We start from the raw sequence: 19,916 nt of genomic DNA on the forward strand, positions 1-19,916 counted from the left end.
GCCGTCCCCTCCCCGCCCTCCCCGCCGGGTCCGGCCGAGGGCATGCTCGACTACCTGGGTCTGACGCTGGCCGGCCCGGACGAGCCCGGCCGGCGCGGCAGGCTGCGGCCCGCGTCGGAGAAGAGGGGCGCGGCCGTCGCCGAACAGCGGCGGCGGGCCGAGTCCGTGGCACGGCTGGCGCGGCCCGCCCACGCGGTCGACGTACGGCGGTCCGCCGGCTCCTTCCACCACCGCTACGACACGGCCGCCCCCGTGGACGTGGCCGCGGACGGGGCCTGGCACACCGTCCCCGTCCGCGAGATCCCGGTGGAGACGGTGCCTCAGTACGTGTGCGTGCCGTCGGTGGACCCCACCGTGTACGGCACGGTGCTGCTGACCAACGCCTCCCGCCACCCGCTGCCGGCCGGGCCGGCCGACGTCGTCGTGGACGGCGACTTCGTCCTCACCGCGCCGCTGCCCACCCTCGCGCCCGGGGAGTGCCGCAGGGTGGGGATCGGCGCGGTCGAGAGCGTGAAGGCGGCGCGGCGTACGCGTCTGCGCGAGTCCGCCGCCGGACTGCGCGGTGGGACGACGGTGCTCGACCACACCGTCGAGATCGAGCTCGCCAACCGCCTCGCGCACCGGATCACGGTGGAGGTGCGCGAACGCGTGCCCGTCAGCGCCGACAAGGAGGTGCGGATCGAGGAGCGCCCGGCCGAGCCGCCCTGGACGGACCCCGGCAGGCCCCTCGACGACGGGGACGGCGGTGACGGCCGCCATGTGCGCGGGGCGCGGATCTGGCGGGTGGAGCTGGATCCGGGCCGGACCACCGTCCTCCGAGGCGGATACGAGGTGCGGATCCCCGCGGGGAAGGCACTGGTCGGCGGGAACCGGAGGGACTGATCCACACCATGACCCGTACACCTCAGGGCACGGCCGGCCGCGGCGCGCCGGCCCCCCGCCCGGAACCGGTCCCCCTTCCGGTCACCGCCGTGACGTGCATGGAGGACCGGGCCCAGGTCGAGCGGCGCGGGAGCGTCGAACTGGCCGCGGGCGCGCAGCGGCTGCTGGTCGGCCCGGTGACGCCGCTGGCCGTGGACCGCTCCCTGCGCGCGGAGGTACCGGCCGGGGAGGGTGGCGCGGGCGGCGTCCGGGTCGTCGACGCCCGGGTGGTGCGCACATACGCGCCCCCGCGCCCCGGGCACCTGGGCGACGACGCATCCGAGCTGCGCCGCAGGGTCCGCGATCTGGAGGAGGAGCTGCGCGACGCCCGGTGGCTGCGGCAGCGGCTGGAGAGCCGCCTCGCGGTCGTCGCCCAGGCCAGGGCGGACCTGTACCGCGATGTCGCCGAGGGCGCCGGGGCCGGTTCGGCCGACCCGGAGCGCTGGGCGGACCGCATGGAGCGGATCGACGAGGAGGACGAGGCGCGCTCCGGGGAGCTGCGTCTGCTGCGGCGCCGGCTGCTCGGCGCGGAGGAGGAACTGGAGGACGCGCGCCGGGCTCTGCGCCGCACCGAGGAGGAGCCGCAGGAGCTGACGGCGGTCGTCGAGGTGGTCGTCGAGGCCGACCGCGCCGGGCCCGCCGTGCTGCGTCTGACCCATCTGGTGCCCTGCGCCCTGTGGCGTCCGGCGTACCGGGCGACGCTGGCCGGGGACGAGCGGTCGGTGCGCCTGGAGACCGACGCGGTGGTGTGGCAGCGCACCGGCGAGGACTGGAAGGGGGTGCGGCTGTCGCTGTCCACCGCCCGGCCCACCCTCGCCGCCGGTCCCCCGGCGCTGCACGAGGACGAGCTGGTGCTGCGGGAGCGCTCGGCCGCGGAGCGGCGCACGGTGGAGGTGGATCTGCGCGAGGAGGAGGTGCGCACGGTCGGGGACGGGCCGAACGGAGACGGGCCGGCCGGGCAGGCCGGGGCGGACGCGGAGCTTCCGGGGCTGTCGGACGGCGGCGAGGTGCGGGTGATGACCGCCGCGGCGCCCGTCGACGTGGCCTGTGACGGGCGCCCCCACCGGGTGCCGCTGTCGGCGTTCACCGCACCCTGCCGCACCGGGCTGGAGTGCGCCCCCGAACTGTCGCCGCTGGTGACCAGAGTGGCCAGGGCGGCCAACGGGGCCGGGCACGTGCTGCTGGCCGGGCCGGTGGACCTGGTGCGCGGTGGCGGGTTCACCGGACGCGGCGAACTGCCGTTCACCGGGCAGGGCGAGGAGGTCTCGCTGGCCTTCGGCAGCGAGGACACCTACCGGGTGGTGCGCCATGTCGGGGAGAGCCGCGGCACCGCGGGCCTGAGCGGCGTCAACCACCGCACGGTGATCACGCGCACGGTGCGGCTGTTCGTCTCCCGGCTGGACTCCTCCCCGCGGGGGGAGGCGGCGGTCGTGGTGGTCCGCGAGCGCGTCCCGGTCTCGGAGGTGTCCGCCGTCGAGGTGCGGCTGCGAAAGGAAGCGTGCCTGCCGGAGCCCGACGAGGGCGTCGACGCGGAGGGCATGGTGCGCTACACCCTCCGGCTGGCTCCCGGCGAGAGGCGCGAGATCACGCTGGAGTACGAACTCACGGCCGCGGACGGCGTCGTGGGGCTCTGACGGCTGCGACGGATTCGGCGGGCGGATCTTCTCATAGCGCATCCGGCATCCGGTTCTCAAGACCCTCCCGGGCGGTCCGCTACGTTCGCCGCATGGACTTCTCCGCAGCCCTGGAGCTACTGAAGAACGGCCGCCGTGTGGCGCGCCGCGGCTGGATCCAGCCCGGCAAGTACGTCTACCTGGAACCGGAGTCGGTCTGCGCCTGCCCCGACGGGCGGAGCCGGCCGCTCGCCGCCCATCTGCGGTTCGTCACCGCCGACGGCACCGTGCAGGCCGGGGTGCAGCCGTCGCACGCCGGGCTGCTGGCCGACGACTGGTACGACGTCGACGCGCCGGAGGACGCCGGCGGGGGCCGGACCGGCGGCGGGGACTGAGCGGCTCCGCCGCCGGGGCCGGGGCGGCCGTCAGATCTCGCCGCGCACCATGGCCAGCAGCCGGCCGTAGACGGCGGGGTCCACCCGTACGCCGTCGTGCGCGTGGGCGTTGGTGATCCATGGGCGCAGGCCGCGTACGGCGGCGGCGGTGCGCAGGGAGTGCTCGCGGTCGACGTACATGTCGTCGTGGTAGACGGCCGCCGCCACCGGCACCCGGTTGGCGGCCAGGCGGTCGGCGTCGTACAGCGGGGGCCAGTCGGTGCGCCCGGCGAGCAGGTGGGCGGCCTCCGCCAGCGGCTCCAGCGCCGGGTCCTCCTCGAAGTGCCAGGGGTAGACCATCTCCCCGGTGAAGCGCAGCGGCCCGCCGCGCGAGGCGTCGAAGGCGGGGAACTCCTCGCGGACCCGGTGCGCGGACCAGGCGGTGGGCCGGCCGCCCTGGGCGTAGATGGCCTCGTGCAGGATGGCGTACAGGGGGCGTTCGGCGTAGGAGACGGCGGCCTCGACGCCGCGCAGGAAGGTGTCGGACAGCTCCGGTCCGCGCGCGCCCGGGACGAACGCGGTCTCCAGCAGGTAGTGCAGGGAGTCGAAGGAGGAGACGCCGCCGAAGGCGGTGCCCAGGGTCTGGAAGCGGCGCACGGTCAGCCGCTCGCCGGTGGGCAGCCGTACGTCCTCGCGCTCCAGGTGCCCGGCCACGGCGTCGGCCAGGCGCTGGTCGCCGGGGTAGCGGCCGAAGTAGCGCTCGTTGTGGTCCGCCACACGGGCGTAAGCGGCGCGGTAGACGTCGTCGGCGTGCGCGGTCAGGGAGGGCAGGCCGCCGGTGATCATCACCTTCTCCAGTCCCTCGGGCGCCAGGGACAGGTAGGTCAGGGCGCAGAAGCCGCCGAAGCTCTGGCCGAGCACCGTCCAGGGGCGGTCCTGCTCCCCGCCGGCGGCGAGGTGGCGGCGCAGCAGTTCGGCGTCGCGGACGATGGAGTCGGCGCGGAAGTGCGCCAGGTGGGCGGCGGTGGCGGCGGCGCCGGGGAGGGCCGCGAGGGTGCGGCGGTCGGCCGGGGTGCTGCGGCCGGTGCCGCGCTGGTCCATCAGGACGACACGGTGGTCGCGCAGCGCCTCGCACAGCCAGGCTCCCGGGGCGGTCGGCCGTTCGGCCCGGTGACCGGGGCCGCCCTGGAGCCACAGCAGCCGGGGCAGGTCCTCCCCCTCCCGTCCGGCGGCGGTCACCTCGCGGGCGAACAGGGTGATCTCCGGGCCGTCCGGGCGGGTGTGGTCCAGTGGTACCCGGAGGGTGTGGTCGGCGCAGACGAGCCCGTTGTGGCGGTAGACGGCCGTGTCCATGGTGCTGGGCTCCTCGTGCCGGGGTCGGGGGTGCCGGGCGTGTGCCGGACGGCTTCGTTCGCACCGTACGCGGCACACGACCCCTTCGGGGGCGCGGGCCCCTGCGAACGGGTGCCGCCGGGCTGCGTCGAGGCGGTGTTGACGTCCCGGCCGGGGCGTTCCTACTGTGCGGGGGCGCGGCCCTCCCACCCCGCGTGCGCCGCGTGTTCCGCCCTCCCGAACCGCCTGTCACCACGCACGACTTCAGCTTCTCGACGCCCGGTACGCCCACCGCACCAGCCAACGAGAGGAACGCCGTGACGTCTTCGCCGAGAGGCGGCGGACACCGCGCCCGCGGGAGCGTGTGGCCGGCCCCGCTGCTGATACTGCTCGTCTCCCTGCTGCTCCCCCTGCCGGCCGCTCCCCCGGCCGCCGCCTCCGGCACCGGCGCCGGTGAGGCCGGATCGCGCGAGCGGGGGCCGGCGCACGGCCGCAGCGCGATCTGGAGCGCGAGTCTCCAGGGGGCGCACGGCACCTCCCCCGACCTGACCGTGCGCAACATCGCCCGCGCCTCGGTGTCGGCCACCTGGCTGCGGGTGCGGATCGGCAACCCGTACGGCGACCGCCCGGCGGTCTTCCGCTCCGCCACGATCGGGTTGCAGCGGCGGGTCGGGGAGGCCGACCTCGTCCCCCGCTCCCTGCGCACCCTCACCTTCGGCGGGCGCGGCCGGGTGACCCTGGCACCGGGCGAGCGCGTCTACAGCGACCCGGTGCCGCTGCGGGTGTCCGCCCAGCAGAACCTGGCGGTCAGCCTGTACGCGCCGGGCGCTCCGGTAAACGACCACACCTTCCCCCCGCCCACCCCGAACCCTCCCGGCAGCTTCCTGTCGCTGCCCGGCGACCACACCCGTGACACCGGCGACGCCTCCTATCCGGAGCAGGACCGGGGGCTGTCGGAAGAACCGGGGTATCACCCGGGCCAGTTGTGGTGGGTGGACGTCGTCGACGGCCGCACGCCCGCGGCGGGCACCATCGTCGCCCTGGGCAACTCCAACACCTCCGGCCACAACGCCACCGGGGGCGGCGACCGGTGGACGGACCTGCTGGCGCGCCGGATCAACGCCCTTCCCCCGCACCGGCAGCTGGCCGTCGCCAACGCCGGCATCTCGGGCAACACCGTCAGCCGCCAGCCCAACCCCTACGACCCCACCGGCCAGTGCTGCGGGCCGCCCGCACCCGACCGGCTGGAGGACGACGTACTGGCCCTGGCGGGCGCGCGGTACATGGTCCTGTTCGAGGGCACCAACGATCTGGGAGGCGGCGAGTTCGCTCCTCCGGCGCCGGCGGAACAGGTCATCGACGCCATGCGGGAGATCACCGAGCGCGCCCGCGAGCGCGGGCTGAAGGTCGTCGGCGCCACCCTGATGCCCATGTGCAACGCCGCCGGCGGCGCCAAGGAGGCCAACCGGCTGGCGGTGAACGAGTTCGTGCGCACCGGCGGGCTGTTCGACGGTTTCGTCGACTTCGACGCCGCCGTCCGGGACCCGGCCGACCCGACCAGGATCCGCGCGGAGTACGAGGCGGACTGCTACCACCCCAACGCGGCGGGCCACGCGGCGATGGCGGAGGCGATCGACCTCGGCGTCTTCGGCCTCGGCCGGTGGGAGGCGGGCTCCGCCCGGACCGACCGGGCCGCCTGAGCGGGGCCGGCCCGTCCGGGCGGGCGGGCCGGCCCCGCTCAGGTCCGCAGATAGGAGGCCCCGTTCAGGTCCAGTACCGCGCCCGCGCTCCACTGGGCCCGCGGGGACGCCAGCCACAGCACCGCCTCGGCCACCTCCTCGGGCGAGGCCACCCGCCCGTACGGGCTCTGCGCGCGGATGGCCTCCCCCTCGGGGCCGGTCAGGCGGTGGGTGACGCGTTCGGTGTCGATGAAGCCCGGCGCCACCGAGGTGACGGCGATGCCGTAGGGGGCGAGGGCGACGGCCAGGGACTGGCCCAGCGCGTGGACGGCGGCCTTGGTGGCGCCGTAGGCGGGGTGGTCGGGTTCGCCCCGGAACGCCCCGCGCGAGCCGACGTTGACGATCCGGCCGCCGGTGCCCTGGCCGATCATGTGGCGGGCGGCGGCGTGGCTGAGGTTCGCCGTGCCGAGCAGGTTGACGTCCACATGCCGCCGCCAGGCCGCGCACCAGTGGTCGTACTCCGTGGTCGCGGGCGGGTGCGGGGTGTTGACGGCCGCGTTGTTGACCAGGACGTCGAGGCCGCCCAGCGCCTCGGCCGCCGCGTCCGCGAGGCCGGCGGTCTGCCGCGGGTCGGCCAGGTCGGCGCCGAGCAGGACGTGCCCGTCGCCGGGCAGGGAGGCCAAGGTGGCCTCGGCGTCCTGCCGGCGGCTGCCGTGGTGCACGGCCACCGTGTCCCCGTTGGCGGCGAACGCCCGCGCCACCGCCCGGCCCAGCCCCCGGGACGCGCCGCTGACCAGCACGCGCCGGCCGCTGCCGGGGAACGCGGTTGTGGCCGCGGCCGTCTCACCGGCGTCGGGCGTCTCGGATCCGTCGGGGTGCTGCACGGCAGGCTCCTGGGTGGGTCGCGGATGTGGCCGTCGGGCGCCCACACCCTAATCCGGATGCGCGGGCGGAGGCGGGCGGGTGAGACTGGGCGGTGTGGAGCGTGACGTGCGGGAGTTCGCGGAGGAGCCGCTGCCGGGCGGGAACGTCAGCGCGGGCGTCGTCCGGGTGGGTGACACCGTACGCCGCCCCGCGGGGCCCTGGACGCCCGCCGTGCACGCCCTGCTGGAGCACCTCCACGGGGCCGGGTTCCGAGGGGCGCCCCGGCCGCTGGGCGTCGACGACCGCGGACGCGAGGTGCTCACGTACCTGCCGGGCCGCACCGTGTGGCCGGACCGCTTCTCCCTGCTGGACCCGGTCCACCGGCTGGAGCGGGTGGCACGTCTGATCCGGGAGTTCCACGACGCCGTGGCGGGTTTCACCCCGCCGCCCGGCGCCCGCTGGCGGCGGCTGGTCCCCGCCGAGGGGCACGAGATCATCGCCCACCACGATCTGGCCCCGTGGAACCTGGTGTCCGACGGCGGCCGGGGCTGGGCGTTCATCGACTGGGACGGCGCGGCGCCCGGCTCCCGTCTGGAGGACCTGGCCTACGCCGCCCACGGCTTCGTCCCGCTGTCGGCGAACCCGGCCTTCCGGCGTACGGACGCCGGGGCGCGGCTGCGGGCCTTCGCCGGCGCCTACGGGCTGGACGAGGACGGACGCCGCCGCCTGGTGCCCCTGCTGGGGCGCCGTACCCGCGCCATGCACGACTTCCTGCGGGACCGGGCCGCACACGGTGTCCAGCCGTGGGCGAGGCTGTGGGACGAGGGCCACGGCGACGCCTGGCGGCGGGACGCCGAGTACACCGAGCGGCGCGAGCGGCTGTGGCTGGACGCCCTGCTCGGCGGCTGAGACCGCCGGAGGACCGGGCCGCCGGGCCGCCGGGCACCCACGGGCTCGGCCGCGTTCCTCCCGCACGCCCTCCCCGCACAGGCGCGTGTGGACCACCCGGCACAGGGAAACCGTGAGGAGCGCGCCGAGGCGCACCCCCTCGGCACGGCGCCGAAGGGAGTGGTGATGGCGACTGACAGCCCCGTGGAATCGTCGGCCGGTACGGGCACGGTCACGACGTCCGTACCGGCCAGGCTCGACCGCCTGCCGTGGTCGCGCTGGCACTGGATGATCGTGATCGGGCTCGGCACGGTGTGGATCCTCGACGGCCTGGAGGTCACGGTCGTCGGCAACATCGCCGGGCGGCTGGCGGAGGAGGGCAGCGGTCTGCCCATCACCTCCGCCGAGGTGACCGGCATCGCCGCGGCCCTGTACGTGGCCGGCGCCTGTTCGGGGGCGCTGTTCTTCGGCTGGCTGACCGACCGCTACGGCCGCAAGAAGCTCTTCATCATCACCCTGGCCGTCTATCTGGGCGCCACCGCGCTGACCGCGCTGTCCTTCTCCAGCTGGTGGTTCTTCGCCTGCCGCTTCCTGACGGGCTTCGGCATCGGCGGCGAGTACGCGGCCATCAACTCCGCGATCGACGAACTGATCCCCTCCAAGTACCGCGGCCGCATCGACCTGGTCATCAACGGCAGCTTCTGGCTGGGCGCGGTGGGCGGCTCGCTGCTGTCCATCGTGATGCTGGACACCGACGTCTTCGCCCTCGACGTCGGGTGGCGGCTGACCTTCGCGCTCGGCGTCGTCTTCGGTCTGGCCATCCTGCTGGTGCGCCGCCATGTGCCCGAGAGCCCGCGGTGGCAGTTCATCCACGGCCAGGGCGACAGGGCCGAGAAGCTGGTGAGCGAGGTCGAGGAGGGCATCCGCGCCGAGAAGGGCACCGAACTGCCGCCGCCCGCCGGTGAGATCACCATCCACACGCGCCGCAGCATCGGCTTCGGGACGATCGCCCGCACGGTCTTCTCCCACTACCGCAAGCGCGCGGTGCTGGGGCTGTCGCTCTTCGTCGGCCAGGCGTTCCTCTACAACGCCATCACCTTCGGCTTCGGCGCGATCCTGACCACGTTCTTCGATGTGGGCACCGGTTCGACCGGCTACTACTTCGCCGTCATCGCCGTCGGCAACTTCTTCGGCCCGCTGCTGCTGGGCAGGTTCTTCGACACCGTCGGCCGCCGCGTGATGATCTCCGGCACGTACATCCTCTCCGGGCTGCTGCTCTTCGCGACCGCCTGGTTGTTCGACGGTGGTCATCTGAGCGCCACCACGCTGACGGCCTGCTGGTGCGTGGTGCTGTTCTTCGCCTCGGCCGGGGCGAGTTCGGCCTATCTGACGGTCAGCGAGGTCTTCCCGATGGAGACGCGGGCGATGGCCATCGCCTTCTTCTACGCCATCGGTACGGCCGCCGGAGGCATCAGCGGCCCGCTGATCTTCGCCAAGCTCACCGAGTCCGGCGTCGTCGCGGACACCGTGCTCGCCTTCCAGATCGGCGCCGGTCTGATGACCCTGGCCGGGCTGGTGGCCGTCCTCCTGGCGGTGCCGGCCGAGCGGCGGGCGCTGGAGGACATCGCGGTGCCGCTGTCGGCGCAGGTGACGCCCGCCCCGGGCAAGCGCGAGTGACCCGGCCCCGGAACGGGGTGGAGGGGGCGCTGCGGCGGTACCGCCGCAGCGCCCCCTCCACCGTGCGGGGTTCGCTCAGGAGTCGGCCGGGCGCGGCGACAGTGCGCGGATGCGCTGGTCCAGCTCGCTGCTGTAGAACTCCAGGAAGCCGTCCGGGTCGGGGCCGGCGTTCATCAGCACCAGCCTGTCGAAACCCGCGTCGACGTACTGCTGCGCCATCTCGGTGAACCTGGCCGGGTCCGGGCCGCAGGCGAAGTTGGCGAGCATGTCCTCCTCCCGGACGGTGGTGGTGGCGGCCGCGAAGTTGACCGGGTTGGGCAGCTCGCTCATGACCTTCCAGCCGGTGACGGCCCACCGTGTGGTCTCCAGGACGGCACGGGCCGCGGTGTGCTCGTCGGGCGCCCAGGCCACGGGCACCTCCGCGTAGGCGGGGCCGGAGCCGCCGGCGTCGTGGTAGTGGCGCAGGATCTCCGGTTTGGCCTCGGTCGCGAACAGCCCGTCGCCGAGCTCGGCGGCGATCCGCGCCGACGGGCGGCCGCTGGCGGCCACCGCGATCAGCGGGAGCTCCTCGGGGAGGTCGAAGACCCGCGCGTCCTCCAGGCGCAGGTGCTTGCCCTCGTAGGACCGGTATCCGCCGCGCCACAGCAGCCGGATGATCTCCAGGGCCTCGCGGAGCATCTCGTGGCGCGCGGCGACGGCGGGGAAGCCCCGGCCGACGACGTGCTCGTTGAGCCGCTCGCCGGCACCGACGCCGAGGACGAACCGGCCCTCCGAGAGCAGGGCGAGCGTCGCGGCGGCCTGGGCGATGATCGCCGGGTGGTACCGCACGGTCGGACAGGTCACGCCGGTGGCCAGTCCGATGCGCTCGGTCTTCGCCGCGATGGTGCCCAGGACCGTCCAGGCGAACGGCGAGTGGCCCTGGTTGTCCAGCCACGGGTGGTAGTGGTCGCTGATCTCGACGAAGTCGAAACCCGCCTGCTCCGCGCGGACCGCCTGCCGGACGAGTTCGGCGGGCCCGAACGCCTCCGCCGCCAGTTTGTAGCCGATCTGCATCTGTTCCTCTGTCCCTCGCCGTACGTCGCCGTACGTGGTGCCGTTCGGTTGCCGCTCGCGGCGGGTTCCCGCGGCACGCGGCGCGAAACGGCGCGGTGGGCCATGTGGACGAGGGACGGCGGTGGAAGAGGGCCGGACGTGGAGGCACGGGAGGCGAACCCCCCGCGCTCACCGGCTCACAGGTCGAACTCGTGCGGAGGCAGGTCCAGGGCCTGGCAGACCTCGCGGACCACGGCCCGTTCGGCGAGGTCGAAACGGCCGTCGGCGCCTGCGATGACGATGCCGATCTGGACGACGGCACGCGCCTCCAGCGGTTTCCTCCTGACCCCGGCGATCTCCCGGAGGGCGTCGGCCCTGCCCCTCTCGCGGTCGGCGGCGATCGCGTCCAGCCGGTCCTCGAAGAGGCCGTGCAGCTCGTCGGCGGGGAAGTTCTTCAGCACCTCGTTGTTGGCGATCAGATAGGCGACACGGCGCCGCTCGGCCGGATCTACCGTGCCGTCGGCCGCTGTGACGAGTGCGCACATCGCCATGGACGCGTCGCGGAACGCACCGCCTCTGAGCTCGTTCCTCCTCTCCTCCAGCTGGGCCTGCATCGTCTGTGCGGATTCCTTGAGGCGGTTCCACAGGGCCATGGGCACACTCCGTACGTCGCTCGGGAGGTCCGGGCCGCGCGCCGTCCGGACCGTCCGCCCGGCGGGGCGGCGCGGAGCCGCGGCCGTCCGCGCGCCGTTCGGCTCCGGGGGGAAGGATAGAAGTGCCGCACCGGCTCCGGTGACATCGCCCCTGGCCGGAGGGGCGAATACGCCGGCCGGGTGATACGGCGTCATGGCACCCGCGCGGGGTGCCCGTTGGAGGCGGACCCGGGTAGGTGGCCCCGGGGAGGCGAGGCGGATCGCCTTCCCACGGTCGGCCGGGTGTGAGCGGCGGATCACCGGGCATGCGCACGGTACGGCCGCGCCCGCGACGCCCCTCCCCCTCGTCGCGGCGCGGCCTTGTGCTGTCCGGGCCGGGCCCGCGGCCGTCCGGCGGACATCCTCTCACTCCATCCGGAAAACAACCGAAACTTTCGGCCAGAAGCATGTCCCGGAAGAACCGATTTTCTCCTCAGAAACCCCAAGGCGCTGGCCAGTAAAGGGAAACGAACCTCGACACCATCCGAAACTTTTCCGGAAGGAAGCATTGACCCTGACTCATGGTCAGCGCATACTCCACTTCGATCGTTGCCAATCGCCATGGACCTGTCACCGACCTCGCGCCGGACGGCGGGCCCTGCAGCCGCGAACGGCACCCACCGGCCCGACGGCGTCCCGTTCTGCCCCGGCAGGACGATGACGGGCCACGGACGAAGGGACCCCAGTGATCGACACCCCCCGCACCTCCCCGGAGCCCGGGACACCAGGCCGGCGCGGCCGCTCCGCGCTGCGCAACGCGCTGGTCGTGGGCGCCACCCTGGCGCTGGCGGCCGCGGGCACCGTCACCGCTCTGACCGGCACCGCCTCCGCCGCCTCCACCCTGGCCGGGGCGGCGGCGGAGCAGGGCCGCTACTTCGGCACCGCGATCGCCGCCAACCGGATGGGCGAATCGGACTACATGAGCGTCCTGAACCGGGAGTTCGACTCGATCACCGCCGAGAACGAGATGAAGTGGGACGCCCTGGAGCCCTCCCGCAACTCGTTCAACTTCGCCACCGCGGACCGGATCGCCAACCACGCCCGCAGCCAGGGGATGAAGCTGCGCGGCCACACCCTGGTGTGGCACTCCCAGCTGCCGAACTGGGTGACCAACCTGTCCGGGAACGACCTGCGCTCGGCGATGAACAACCACATCAACCGGGTGATGGGCCAGTACAAGGGCCAGGTCCACTCCTGGGACGTGGTCAACGAGGCGTTCGAGGACGGCTCCAGCGGCGCGCGCCGCAACTCCGTCTTCCAGCAGCGCCTGGGCAACGGCTTCATCGAGGAGGCCTTCCGCACCGCCCGGGCCGCCGACCCGGACGCCAAGCTCTGCTACAACGACTACAACACCGACAACTGGAACCACGCCAAGACCCAGGCCGTGTACAACATGGTCAGGGACTTCAAGGCGCGCGGCGTGCCCATCGACTGCGTCGGCTTCCAGGCCCACTTCAACAGCGGCAACCCGGTGCCCAGCAACTACCACACCACCCTGCAGAACTTCGCCGACCTCGGCGTCGACGTCCAGATCACCGAGCTCGACATCGCCGGATCCGGTTCCTCGCAGGCCGAGCAGTACCGCGGCGTCACCCAGGCGTGCCTGGCCGTCTCCCGCTGCACCGGCATCACCGTCTGGGGCGTGACCGACAAGTACTCCTGGCGCTCCTCCGACACCCCGCTGCTCTTCGACGGCAACTACAACAAGAAGCCCGCCTACACCGCCGTCCTGGAGGCCCTCGGCGGCTCCGGCTCCGGCGGGACCACGGGAGGCACCACCGGCGGCACGGACGGCGGGACCACCGGTGGCGGCGGCTCGGCCTCCTGCACCGTCACCTACGAGCAGACCGAGCGCTGGGGCGACCGCTTCAACGGCAGGGTGACCGTCAGGGCCGGCAGCGCCCCGATCACCAACTGGTCCACGACGGTGACCGTCTCCTCGCCGCAGAAGATCTCCGCCACCTGGAACGGCACCCCGAACTGGGACTCCAGCGGCAACGTCATGACCATGCGGCCCAGCGGGAACGGCACCCTGGCGGCCGGCTCCTCCACCAGCTTCGGCTTCACGGTGATGGCCAACGGCAACTGGAACGCGCCCCGACTCGGTTCCTGCACCGCCTCCTGACCCCGGTCACGGCGGCTCCCGCACGCATCCTCCCCCCACACCCGGTGGCGCGGCGGTCTCCGGACCGCCGCGCCACCGGCGCGTCGGCCTCCTTCCGTCCTCTTCCGCCTCCGCCGCCCTCGCCCGGTGCGCCGCCCGCCCGAATCCACCGGGCGGGCGGCGATGAGTTCCGGGGGCCCGGCCGGTCCATCCATCGGAAGGCGTTCGGCATCCGCACACCAGGAGGGCATGCCATGCAGAAGCAGAAGATCGCGACCTGTCTGTGGTTCGACGGCCGGGCCGAGGAGGCCGCCCGGTACTACACCTCCCTCTTCCCCGACTCCCGGATCACGGACGTCCAGTACTACGGCGAGGCCGGGCCGGGCGAGCCGGGATCGGTCATGACCGTCACCTTCGAGCTCGCGGGACGCGAGTTCATCGCGCTCAACGGCGGCCCGGAGTTCACCTTCAGCGAGGCGATCTCGCTCTCGGTGGACTGCGCCGACCAGGCGGAGGTGGACGAGCTGTGGGCCAGGCTCACCGACGGCGGTGAGGAGAGCGTGTGCGGCTGGCTCAAGGACCGCTACGGCCTGTCGTGGCAGATCGTCCCGCGGGAACTGACCGAGCTGCTGAGCCACCCCGACCCGGCGGTGTCCCAGCAGGTCATGAAGGCCATGCTCGGCATGAGGAAGATCGACGTCCAGGCCCTGCGGGAGGCCGCCGGAAAGTGACGTCCGTCGTCTCCTCCCGGCCCGGGCGGCCCCGGACCGGGCCGCTCGGACCGGGAGGGGCCGCTCCATGCGCACCGGAGCGTCGACCGCGTGGGCCTGCCCGCCCCCGGGGGCCGACCGCGCGTGACGGACCCCTCTGGACATTCATACCCCTAGGGGTATAGAAACGGGGGTGTTGTCCGCGCCCGGCCTCTCCCGCCCACCCGGCGGAAGGAGGGAAGATCCGCGGTCGACGCCGTCCTGTACGCTGCCGGGTGTCCCCGGTCACCCGGTGGACCGCACGTTCGACACCGTATTCCTCACGCCGTCCGAGCGACCGAGCCCTTTGGGAGAGGGGGGAGCACAAGCGATGCACGTCTTCCGTCGCCTCCCCGGTCTCTCCCCGCAGGCCCTCTGCGCCCTGACCCTGGCCCTCACGGCTCTGCTGGCGGCGCTCTGCCTTCCGGCCTCGGCCTCTTCGTCCCCGGCCCACCAGGGCCGCGCGCTCGCCTCCGCCACGCCCTCACCTCTCACGGAGGTGTCCCACGCCTTCGAGGGGCCCGCGTACGCCGACCGGGCCATGTCGGCGGCGACCGCGCCCACGGCAGAACCCACGGCGGACGACGGCGGCTCCCCCTCGTGCTCCGGCGGCGAGGAAGCGCCGGCGGTCGTCCCCGCCACGGGCGCGGGAGACCCCGTGGCGGCGCCCGAGGTCCACGGGCGTCCCGTGTCCGCGGACCCCGACATCCACGGCGCCCGGGCTCCCACGGGCCGCGACGGGCCGGTCGCACACGCCCCGCACGCCTTCACCGTCCTGAGGATCTAGACCTGTCCCGGGGCCGCCTTCCGCGGCTCCCGCCGTCGTCATCGTTCACACGCGGTCCGCACACGGCCTCTGCGGCTTCCCGGTCCCGCGTCACGACAGGACAGGATCCCCCTCATGCTCTCCTCCCTCCCGCGCACCCTGCGCACGGCCGGCACCGCCCTCGCGGCGTGGACTCCGCTGCGCTGGGGCGCCGCGGCGGGCGGCGCCGCCCTGACCGCCCTGCTGGTCGGCCTCCCCACCGCCGTCATCCCCAATCCGCTCTTCTCCCGGATGACTCCGACACTGTGGTGGAACTACCCGACGCTCGTCGCCACCGCCCTGCCGGCCGGCATCGTCATCGCCACCTACGTCAAGGCCCCCACCGCCCCCCGGGCATCGCGCTCGGGCTCCATCGGCGGTGTGCTGTCCTTCCTGGCCGTGGGCTGCCCGGTGTGCAACAAGTTCGTCCTCATCACCCTGGGCACCTCCGGCGCGCTCGGCATCTGGGCCCCCGTCCAGCCGTTCCTCGCCCTCGCCTCGGTCGCTCTGCTGGCCGTGGCGGCGGTGAAGCGGCTGACCGGTGAGATCGCCTGCCGCGCTCCCGTACAGGACGCGGCGGCCCCCGCGGCCTGACCGCCTCCCGGGGCTTCCGGCAGGACTTCCGGCAGGGCCTTCTCCCTGCCCTCCCCTGCCTTCCGCCGCTGCCGCCCGTTCCTTCCGTTCCTCCTGTTCTTCCCTGGAGCTTTGCCATGCCCGCCATGTCCAGCACGTCCACACGCCGCAAGCGCGGCACCCTGGCCGCCGTCGCCGTTCTCGTCCTCGCACTCGTCCTGGGCCTGGTGTCGGCCCTGGGCGGAGTCCCCGGTTCGGGCTCCGGTGACGACGAGCCCGCGGCCCGGGTGGAGACCCCGCAGAACACCGCACCCCCCAACGAGGACCTCCTCGCCCTCGCCCGCCGCGACGACGGCGACCCGAACGCCATCGGCAGCACCGACGCCCCCGTGGTGCTGATCGAGTACGCCGACTTCCAGTGCCCGTTCTGCGGGAAGTTCGCCCGTGACACCGAGCCGGAACTGATCGAGAAGTACGTCGAGGCCGGCGTGCTGCGCATCGAGTGGCGTGACTTCCCGATCTTCGGCGAGGAGTCCGAGGCCGCCGCGCGGGCCGGGTACGCAGCCGGGCGGCAGGGCAGGTTCTGGGAGTTCCACGAGCTCGCCTTCGGCGAGGAGCGCAAGACGAACAGCGGCCACTTCGCCGAGGACGAGCTCGTGGGGATGGCCCGCGAGGCCGGGGTGAAGGACCTGGAGAAGTTCCGCTCCGACATGGACAGCGATGCCGCCGGCAAGGCGATCGAGCGCGACTCCCGGGAGGGCTACGAGCTGGGCGTCACCAGCACCCCGGCCTTCCTGGTCAACGACCGGCCCATCCTGGGCGCCCAGCCGACCGAGGTCTTCACCGACGCGATCGAGGACGCGAAGAAGGCGGCGGAGGCGCACGGCAAGTGAGCGACATCGGATATCTCGCCGCGTTCGCCGGCGGGCTGCTCGCCCTGCTCAGTCCTTGCAGCGCCCTGCTCCTGCCCGCCTTCTTCGCCTACTCCTTCAACAGCCCGGCCCGGCTGCTGGGCCGGACCGCGGTCTTCTACGGCGGCCTGTGCCTGACGCTCGTCCCGCTGGGCGCCGCCGGCTCCTTCGCCGGCCGGCTGTTCTACGGCAACCGCGATCTGCTGGTCACCGTCGCGGGCTGGACGGTCATCGCGCTCGGTGTCGCCCAGATCCTGGGCCTGGGGTTCGCCTCGCGCCGGATGCAGACGGCCGCGGCCGGCGTCCGGCCCTCCTCGCCCCTGTCCGTCCTGGCCCTGGGCGCGGTGTACGGGCTGGCGGGTTTCTGCGCCGGGCCCGTCCTGGGCAGCGTCCTGACCGTCGCCGCCGTCAGCGGCGGCCCCTGGTACGGCGGTGCCCTGCTGGCCGTCTACGCGCTGGGCATGGCCGTGCCCCTGTTCGCCCTGGCCCTGTTCTGGGAGCGCTTCGAGCTGGGGCGCAGGAAGTGGCTGCGCGGCCGCCCCCTGCGCGTCGGACGGCTGGAGACGCACAGCGTCTCGCTGCTGTCCGGACTGTTCTTCATCCTGCTGGGCTCCGTCTTCCTGGTCTTCGACGGCTCCTCCGCGCTGCCCGCGCTGCTCGACGTCGACCAGGAGTTCGCTCTGCAGCGGTGGGTGACGGACTGGGGCGGCGGCATCCCCGACGCGGCCGTGCTGGCCGGGGTCGCCACCCTGGCGGCCGCCTTCCTGCTGCTTCGGGCATGGCGCTCCCCCCGGCAGGACGGCGACAGCGGCGAGGATGACGGCGGGACGGACGGCTCGGAGCGGGGACAGGCAGCCGCCAGCCGGACCGACTGACGCGGATCTTCCTCTCCCGGGCCCGTTCCCTGGCCGCGCCGTTACGGCGCGGCCAGGGAACGGGCCCGGGTTGCCGAGGGCCCGCGCGTCACGCCCCGGCGGTGGTCCAGGCGCGGCGGAGCTGCTCGAATCGGGTGGGCAGCGGGGGGCGCCGGCCGGCGTGGGCGGCGTTGGTGCGGTACACGAAGCGGCGCCAGGAGAGCACCAGGCCCTGCCGGGTGATCGGCAGCCCTGCCGCGACCGTCACCCCGTTGTCGTGCGTGTGGTGGACCGTCAGCAGCAGCGCCTCGGGGACCGAGCCCTCCAGCTCGGCGCACAGGTCGGCACGGACGTCCATCCAGCGGCGCAGCACCGGCACCGTGCCCGCGTCCAGGCCGTGCCGCCGCGGGACGCGGTGCTTGCCGTGCTCGACGTCCACCCACCCCGCTCCCAGGTCCAGCGACCGCACCGTGCACCGCAGCAGGTCGCCGTAGCGTGCGCCGGAGGCCCGGGCCAGCCCGGTCACCACGGCCAGCCGGACCGTCTCCGGCTTCGCGCCCTCCTCCATGGCCTGGGAGGCCAGGGTCCGCCACACCCACTCGGCCTCCTCCAGCGACACCGGAGGTCTGGGGTAGCGGGCCTCCGCCGCCCCGTCCGGCTTCTTCGCCTCTTCCGTCCGCCCGGTCGTCATGGTCTCCGTTCCGTCCGCGCCCGCTCGGATTCCTCCGGTTCGGAACTATCGCATGCTTGGCACATTATTTCTCGTCGATGATGACATCCCTGCCGGCGGGCGGTCACGCCCCGGCGGTCGGTCGTCCGTCAGTCGTCCGTGTGGATGCGGCGCCCGGTGACGCGCTCGGCGCGGACGACCACCCACAGGTCGCGTTCCTCTCCCCCGGCCCAGGGCCCTCCGGGCTCCCGGTCTGCCAGGTGGCGGGCCTCGTCCTCGCCCGCGGCCCGGGCCCGCCCCACGACCAGGACGCTCCAGCCGCGTCGGAAGGCGTCGTCCACGTAGTCGACCTCGAACGCCACCTCGTGTCCCACGGCCGCCGAGGGCGCGGAGCCGGGCTTGGTGCGGAAGGCGATCACGCCGTCCGCGACCTGGTAGTTCACCGGGATGATGGCGGGCCCGTCGGCGGTGGTGACCGCGACGCGCCCCACGCCGTGCGTGGAGAGCCTGGCCCAGCACTCCTCCTCGTCGAGTTCGAGGTACCGGGGGCGGCCCGCGGCCCGCCCCCGTCCGGGCGGGGTGCCGGTGCCGCCGCCGCGCAGCCACTCCACGGAGGTCTCCAGGGCGGCGGCCAGCCTGAGCAGCCCCGGCCCGCTCGGGGCCGAGGGGTGCTCCTCCAGGTACTGCAGGTATCCCGGCGCCATACCGGCCCGTACGGCGGCCTCCTCGCGGGTGAGGCCCAGCCGCTCGCGCTGGAGGGCCACCCGCCGGCCGATGTCCCCGGGGTCCGGCAGCTCGTGGTGCTCCTTGTCGGGCACGGCCACCGCCTCCTTCCTCGAGCCCTCCGCCTGGTGCGGGCTCCGCCGTGGCGATCGGGTACCCGTGCACGGGTACCCGATCGCGCCCCGCTCCATGGGGGCCGAAGGGGCATACCCGCGGACGGCGGGCAGCAGGCAGCGGGGGCGGGTCAGACCTCGGCGGTGGGCACCAGTACCGCCCGGCCGTCGACCCGGCCGTCGCGCAGCCGCTGGTAGACCTCGCCCGCCTCGCCGAGCGGGTGCACCTCCACGTGCGGGCGGATCCGCCCGGCGCGGGCGAGGGCGACGACCTCGGCCAGCTCCGGCCGGCTGCCCCAGTAAGGGATCGACACCGCGGCCTCGAAGGGCACGGCCCCGAAGGTGACGGGCAGCGTGCCGCCGGCCAGTCCGACGACGGTGATGTCGGCCTCCACGGCGGCGCACGCGGCGGCGGTGGCCATCGTGGCGTCGGCGCCGACGCAGTCCAGCACCAGGGTGGCGCCGAGGCCGCCGGTCAGCGTGCGGATCCGGTCCGCGTCCCCCTCCCCGGCGGGCACGCAGTGGTCGGCGCCCGCCCCGGCGGCCAGGTCGAGCTTGTCGGAGGCGAGGTCGACGGCGATGACGTCGGCCGGGCCGAGCGCCTTGAGCAGTTGGACGGCCATGTGCCCCAGCCCGCCCACGCCGATCACCACCGCCGCCGTTCCCGGCACCAGCTTGTGCAGGGAGCGCTTGACGGCGTGGTAGGGCGTCAGCGCGGCGTCGGTCAGCGGCGCGGCGGTGCGCGGGTCCAGGTCGCCCAGCGGTACGAGCAGCCGGGTGGAGGGGACGAGCATGTACTCGGCCATGCCGCCGTCCAGGCCCAGCCCTCCGCCGGCGGCCCGCAGTTCGGCGGCCCGGTGGCAGTAGTTCTCCGCTCCGCGGGCGCAGGCCGGGCACACCCCGCAGCCCCAGGGGCCGTAGACCAGCACCGCGTCGCCCTCGCGCAGCCCGGTGTTCTGCGCACCCGGTCCCAGGGTGTGCACCCAGCCGGAGGTCTCGTGGCCCAGGGTGAAGGGCAGGTCGTAGGGCATCGCACCGGCGGGCCAGTCCATGACGTGCAGGTCGGAGTGGCACACCCCGGCGCCCGCCACCTTCAGCAGGACCTCTCCCGGGCCGGGTTCGGGCACCTGGACCCGGGTCACCTCCGGGGGTTTCTGCCAGCCGGTGAGCCGCACCGCGGTCATCTCGGACATCCGCTTCCTCCCATCCGTGCACGGCCTCGAAGCCGTCCCGCCCCGCGGTACCCCTGGAGTACCGGTGCGACACCACCGGGCCGCGGGGCGGTCCGGAACGTACGGGGAGAGGGCGCGGGGGGCGCGGGTCAGCCGGCCAGGGCGGCCAG

19 protein-coding genes are annotated in these 19,916 nt (G+C 74.2%); 12 read left to right on the forward strand and 7 right to left on the reverse strand.

The genetic code is table 11. The features are described 5' to 3' along the window. The 3 genes from L7D48_RS11395 to L7D48_RS11405 form a co-directional block, all read left to right on the forward strand. The coding region (locus tag L7D48_RS11395) for a DUF4139 domain-containing protein (RefSeq protein ID WP_237878968.1) at positions 1-882 on the forward strand (882 nt) is incomplete at its 5' end. Between the two features lie 8 nt (positions 883-890). Next, positions 891-2,555, forward strand: coding sequence for a DUF4139 domain-containing protein (locus tag L7D48_RS11400; RefSeq protein WP_256462715.1), 1,665 nt, complete (start codon positions 891-893; stop codon positions 2,553-2,555). Positions 2,556-2,647: 92 nt separating this feature from the next. Further along, positions 2,648-2,929: an MW1434 family type I TA system toxin gene (locus tag L7D48_RS11405; protein ID WP_237878970.1), complete on the forward strand. Its 282-nt coding sequence runs from the start codon at positions 2,648-2,650 to the stop codon at positions 2,927-2,929. 30 nt (positions 2,930-2,959) lie between these two features. On the opposite strand, the gene L7D48_RS11410 is transcribed toward L7D48_RS11405, so the two are convergent. Then, positions 2,960-4,261 (reverse strand): alpha/beta fold hydrolase, encoded by a 1,302-nt coding sequence (locus tag L7D48_RS11410; protein ID WP_237878972.1) that lies wholly within the window; start codon positions 4,259-4,261, stop codon positions 2,960-2,962. Positions 4,262-4,557: 296 nt separating this feature from the next. On the opposite strand from L7D48_RS11410, the gene L7D48_RS29420 reads away from it, so the two are divergent. After that, the gene (locus tag L7D48_RS29420) at positions 4,558-5,940 is read left to right on the forward strand and encodes a GDSL-type esterase/lipase family protein (protein WP_237878974.1); all 1,383 of its coding nucleotides are present in this window, start codon (positions 4,558-4,560) and stop codon (positions 5,938-5,940) included. Between the two features lie 38 nt (positions 5,941-5,978). Here the strand turns inward: L7D48_RS29420 and L7D48_RS11420 are convergent, their stop codons facing one another. After that, entirely contained in the window at positions 5,979-6,719 is a 741-nt protein-coding gene (locus tag L7D48_RS11420) for an SDR family NAD(P)-dependent oxidoreductase (protein WP_237879000.1), read from the reverse strand. Between the two features lie 178 nt (positions 6,720-6,897). On the opposite strand from L7D48_RS11420, the gene L7D48_RS11425 reads away from it, so the two are divergent. Beyond that, the gene (locus L7D48_RS11425; RefSeq protein ID WP_237878976.1) at positions 6,898-7,692 is read left to right on the forward strand and encodes a phosphotransferase enzyme family protein; all 795 of its coding nucleotides are present in this window, start codon (positions 6,898-6,900) and stop codon (positions 7,690-7,692) included. A gap of 165 nt (positions 7,693-7,857) precedes the next feature. Next, complete coding sequence (locus L7D48_RS11430; protein ID WP_237878978.1) at positions 7,858-9,348, forward strand: MFS transporter; 1,491 nt, start codon at positions 7,858-7,860, stop codon at positions 9,346-9,348. Between the two features lie 75 nt (positions 9,349-9,423). Here the strand turns inward: L7D48_RS11430 and L7D48_RS11435 are convergent, their stop codons facing one another. After that, positions 9,424-10,401: a TIGR03557 family F420-dependent LLM class oxidoreductase gene (locus L7D48_RS11435; protein ID WP_237878980.1), complete on the reverse strand. Its 978-nt coding sequence runs from the start codon at positions 10,399-10,401 to the stop codon at positions 9,424-9,426. 176 nt (positions 10,402-10,577) lie between these two features. After that, complete coding sequence (locus L7D48_RS11440; RefSeq protein ID WP_237878982.1) at positions 10,578-11,033, reverse strand: tellurite resistance TerB family protein; 456 nt, start codon at positions 11,031-11,033, stop codon at positions 10,578-10,580. Positions 11,034-11,820: 787 nt separating this feature from the next. On the opposite strand from L7D48_RS11440, the gene L7D48_RS11445 reads away from it, so the two are divergent. From L7D48_RS11445 to L7D48_RS11470, 6 genes are all read left to right on the forward strand, one after another. Continuing rightward, on the forward strand, positions 11,821-13,197 hold the full coding sequence (locus tag L7D48_RS11445; protein ID WP_374491974.1) for an endo-1,4-beta-xylanase: 1,377 nt from the start codon (positions 11,821-11,823) through the stop codon (positions 13,195-13,197). 233 nt (positions 13,198-13,430) lie between these two features. Continuing rightward, positions 13,431-13,907 carry a VOC family protein gene (locus tag L7D48_RS11450; protein ID WP_237878984.1) on the forward strand — a complete coding sequence of 159 codons (477 nt, stop codon included), beginning with the start codon at positions 13,431-13,433 and terminating at the stop codon, positions 13,905-13,907. A 349-nt stretch (positions 13,908-14,256) separates the two neighbouring features. Next, complete coding sequence (locus L7D48_RS11455; protein WP_237878986.1) at positions 14,257-14,712, forward strand: hypothetical protein; 456 nt, start codon at positions 14,257-14,259, stop codon at positions 14,710-14,712. Between the two features lie 114 nt (positions 14,713-14,826). Beyond that, positions 14,827-15,324: a hypothetical protein gene (locus L7D48_RS11460; RefSeq protein WP_237878987.1), complete on the forward strand. Its 498-nt coding sequence runs from the start codon at positions 14,827-14,829 to the stop codon at positions 15,322-15,324. Between the two features lie 125 nt (positions 15,325-15,449). Beyond that, complete coding sequence (locus tag L7D48_RS11465; protein WP_374491970.1) at positions 15,450-16,196, forward strand: DsbA family protein; 747 nt, start codon at positions 15,450-15,452, stop codon at positions 16,194-16,196. Next, positions 16,193-17,089 (forward strand): cytochrome c biogenesis CcdA family protein, encoded by an 897-nt coding sequence (locus tag L7D48_RS11470; protein ID WP_237878991.1) that lies wholly within the window; start codon positions 16,193-16,195, stop codon positions 17,087-17,089. Before L7D48_RS11465 ends, L7D48_RS11470 begins: the two co-directional genes overlap by 4 nt. 88 nt (positions 17,090-17,177) lie before the next feature. On the opposite strand, the gene L7D48_RS11475 is transcribed toward L7D48_RS11470, so the two are convergent. From L7D48_RS11475 to L7D48_RS11485, 3 genes are all read right to left on the reverse strand, one after another. Then, positions 17,178-17,759, reverse strand: a complete 582-nt coding sequence (locus tag L7D48_RS11475) for a tyrosine-type recombinase/integrase (protein ID WP_237878993.1) — start codon at positions 17,757-17,759, stop codon at positions 17,178-17,180. A 128-nt stretch (positions 17,760-17,887) separates the two neighbouring features. Then, positions 17,888-18,556, reverse strand: a complete 669-nt coding sequence (locus L7D48_RS11480) for a pyridoxamine 5'-phosphate oxidase family protein (RefSeq protein WP_237878995.1) — start codon at positions 18,554-18,556, stop codon at positions 17,888-17,890. A 149-nt stretch (positions 18,557-18,705) separates the two neighbouring features. Then, entirely contained in the window at positions 18,706-19,758 is a 1,053-nt protein-coding gene (locus L7D48_RS11485) for an NAD(P)-dependent alcohol dehydrogenase (RefSeq protein ID WP_237879004.1), read from the reverse strand. Positions 19,759-19,916: the final 158 nt, after the last annotated feature.

It is taken from the genome of Streptomyces sp. ICN903 (assembly GCF_022015835.1).
GTDB lineage: Bacteria > Actinomycetota > Actinomycetes > Streptomycetales > Streptomycetaceae > Streptomyces > Streptomyces fenghuangensis.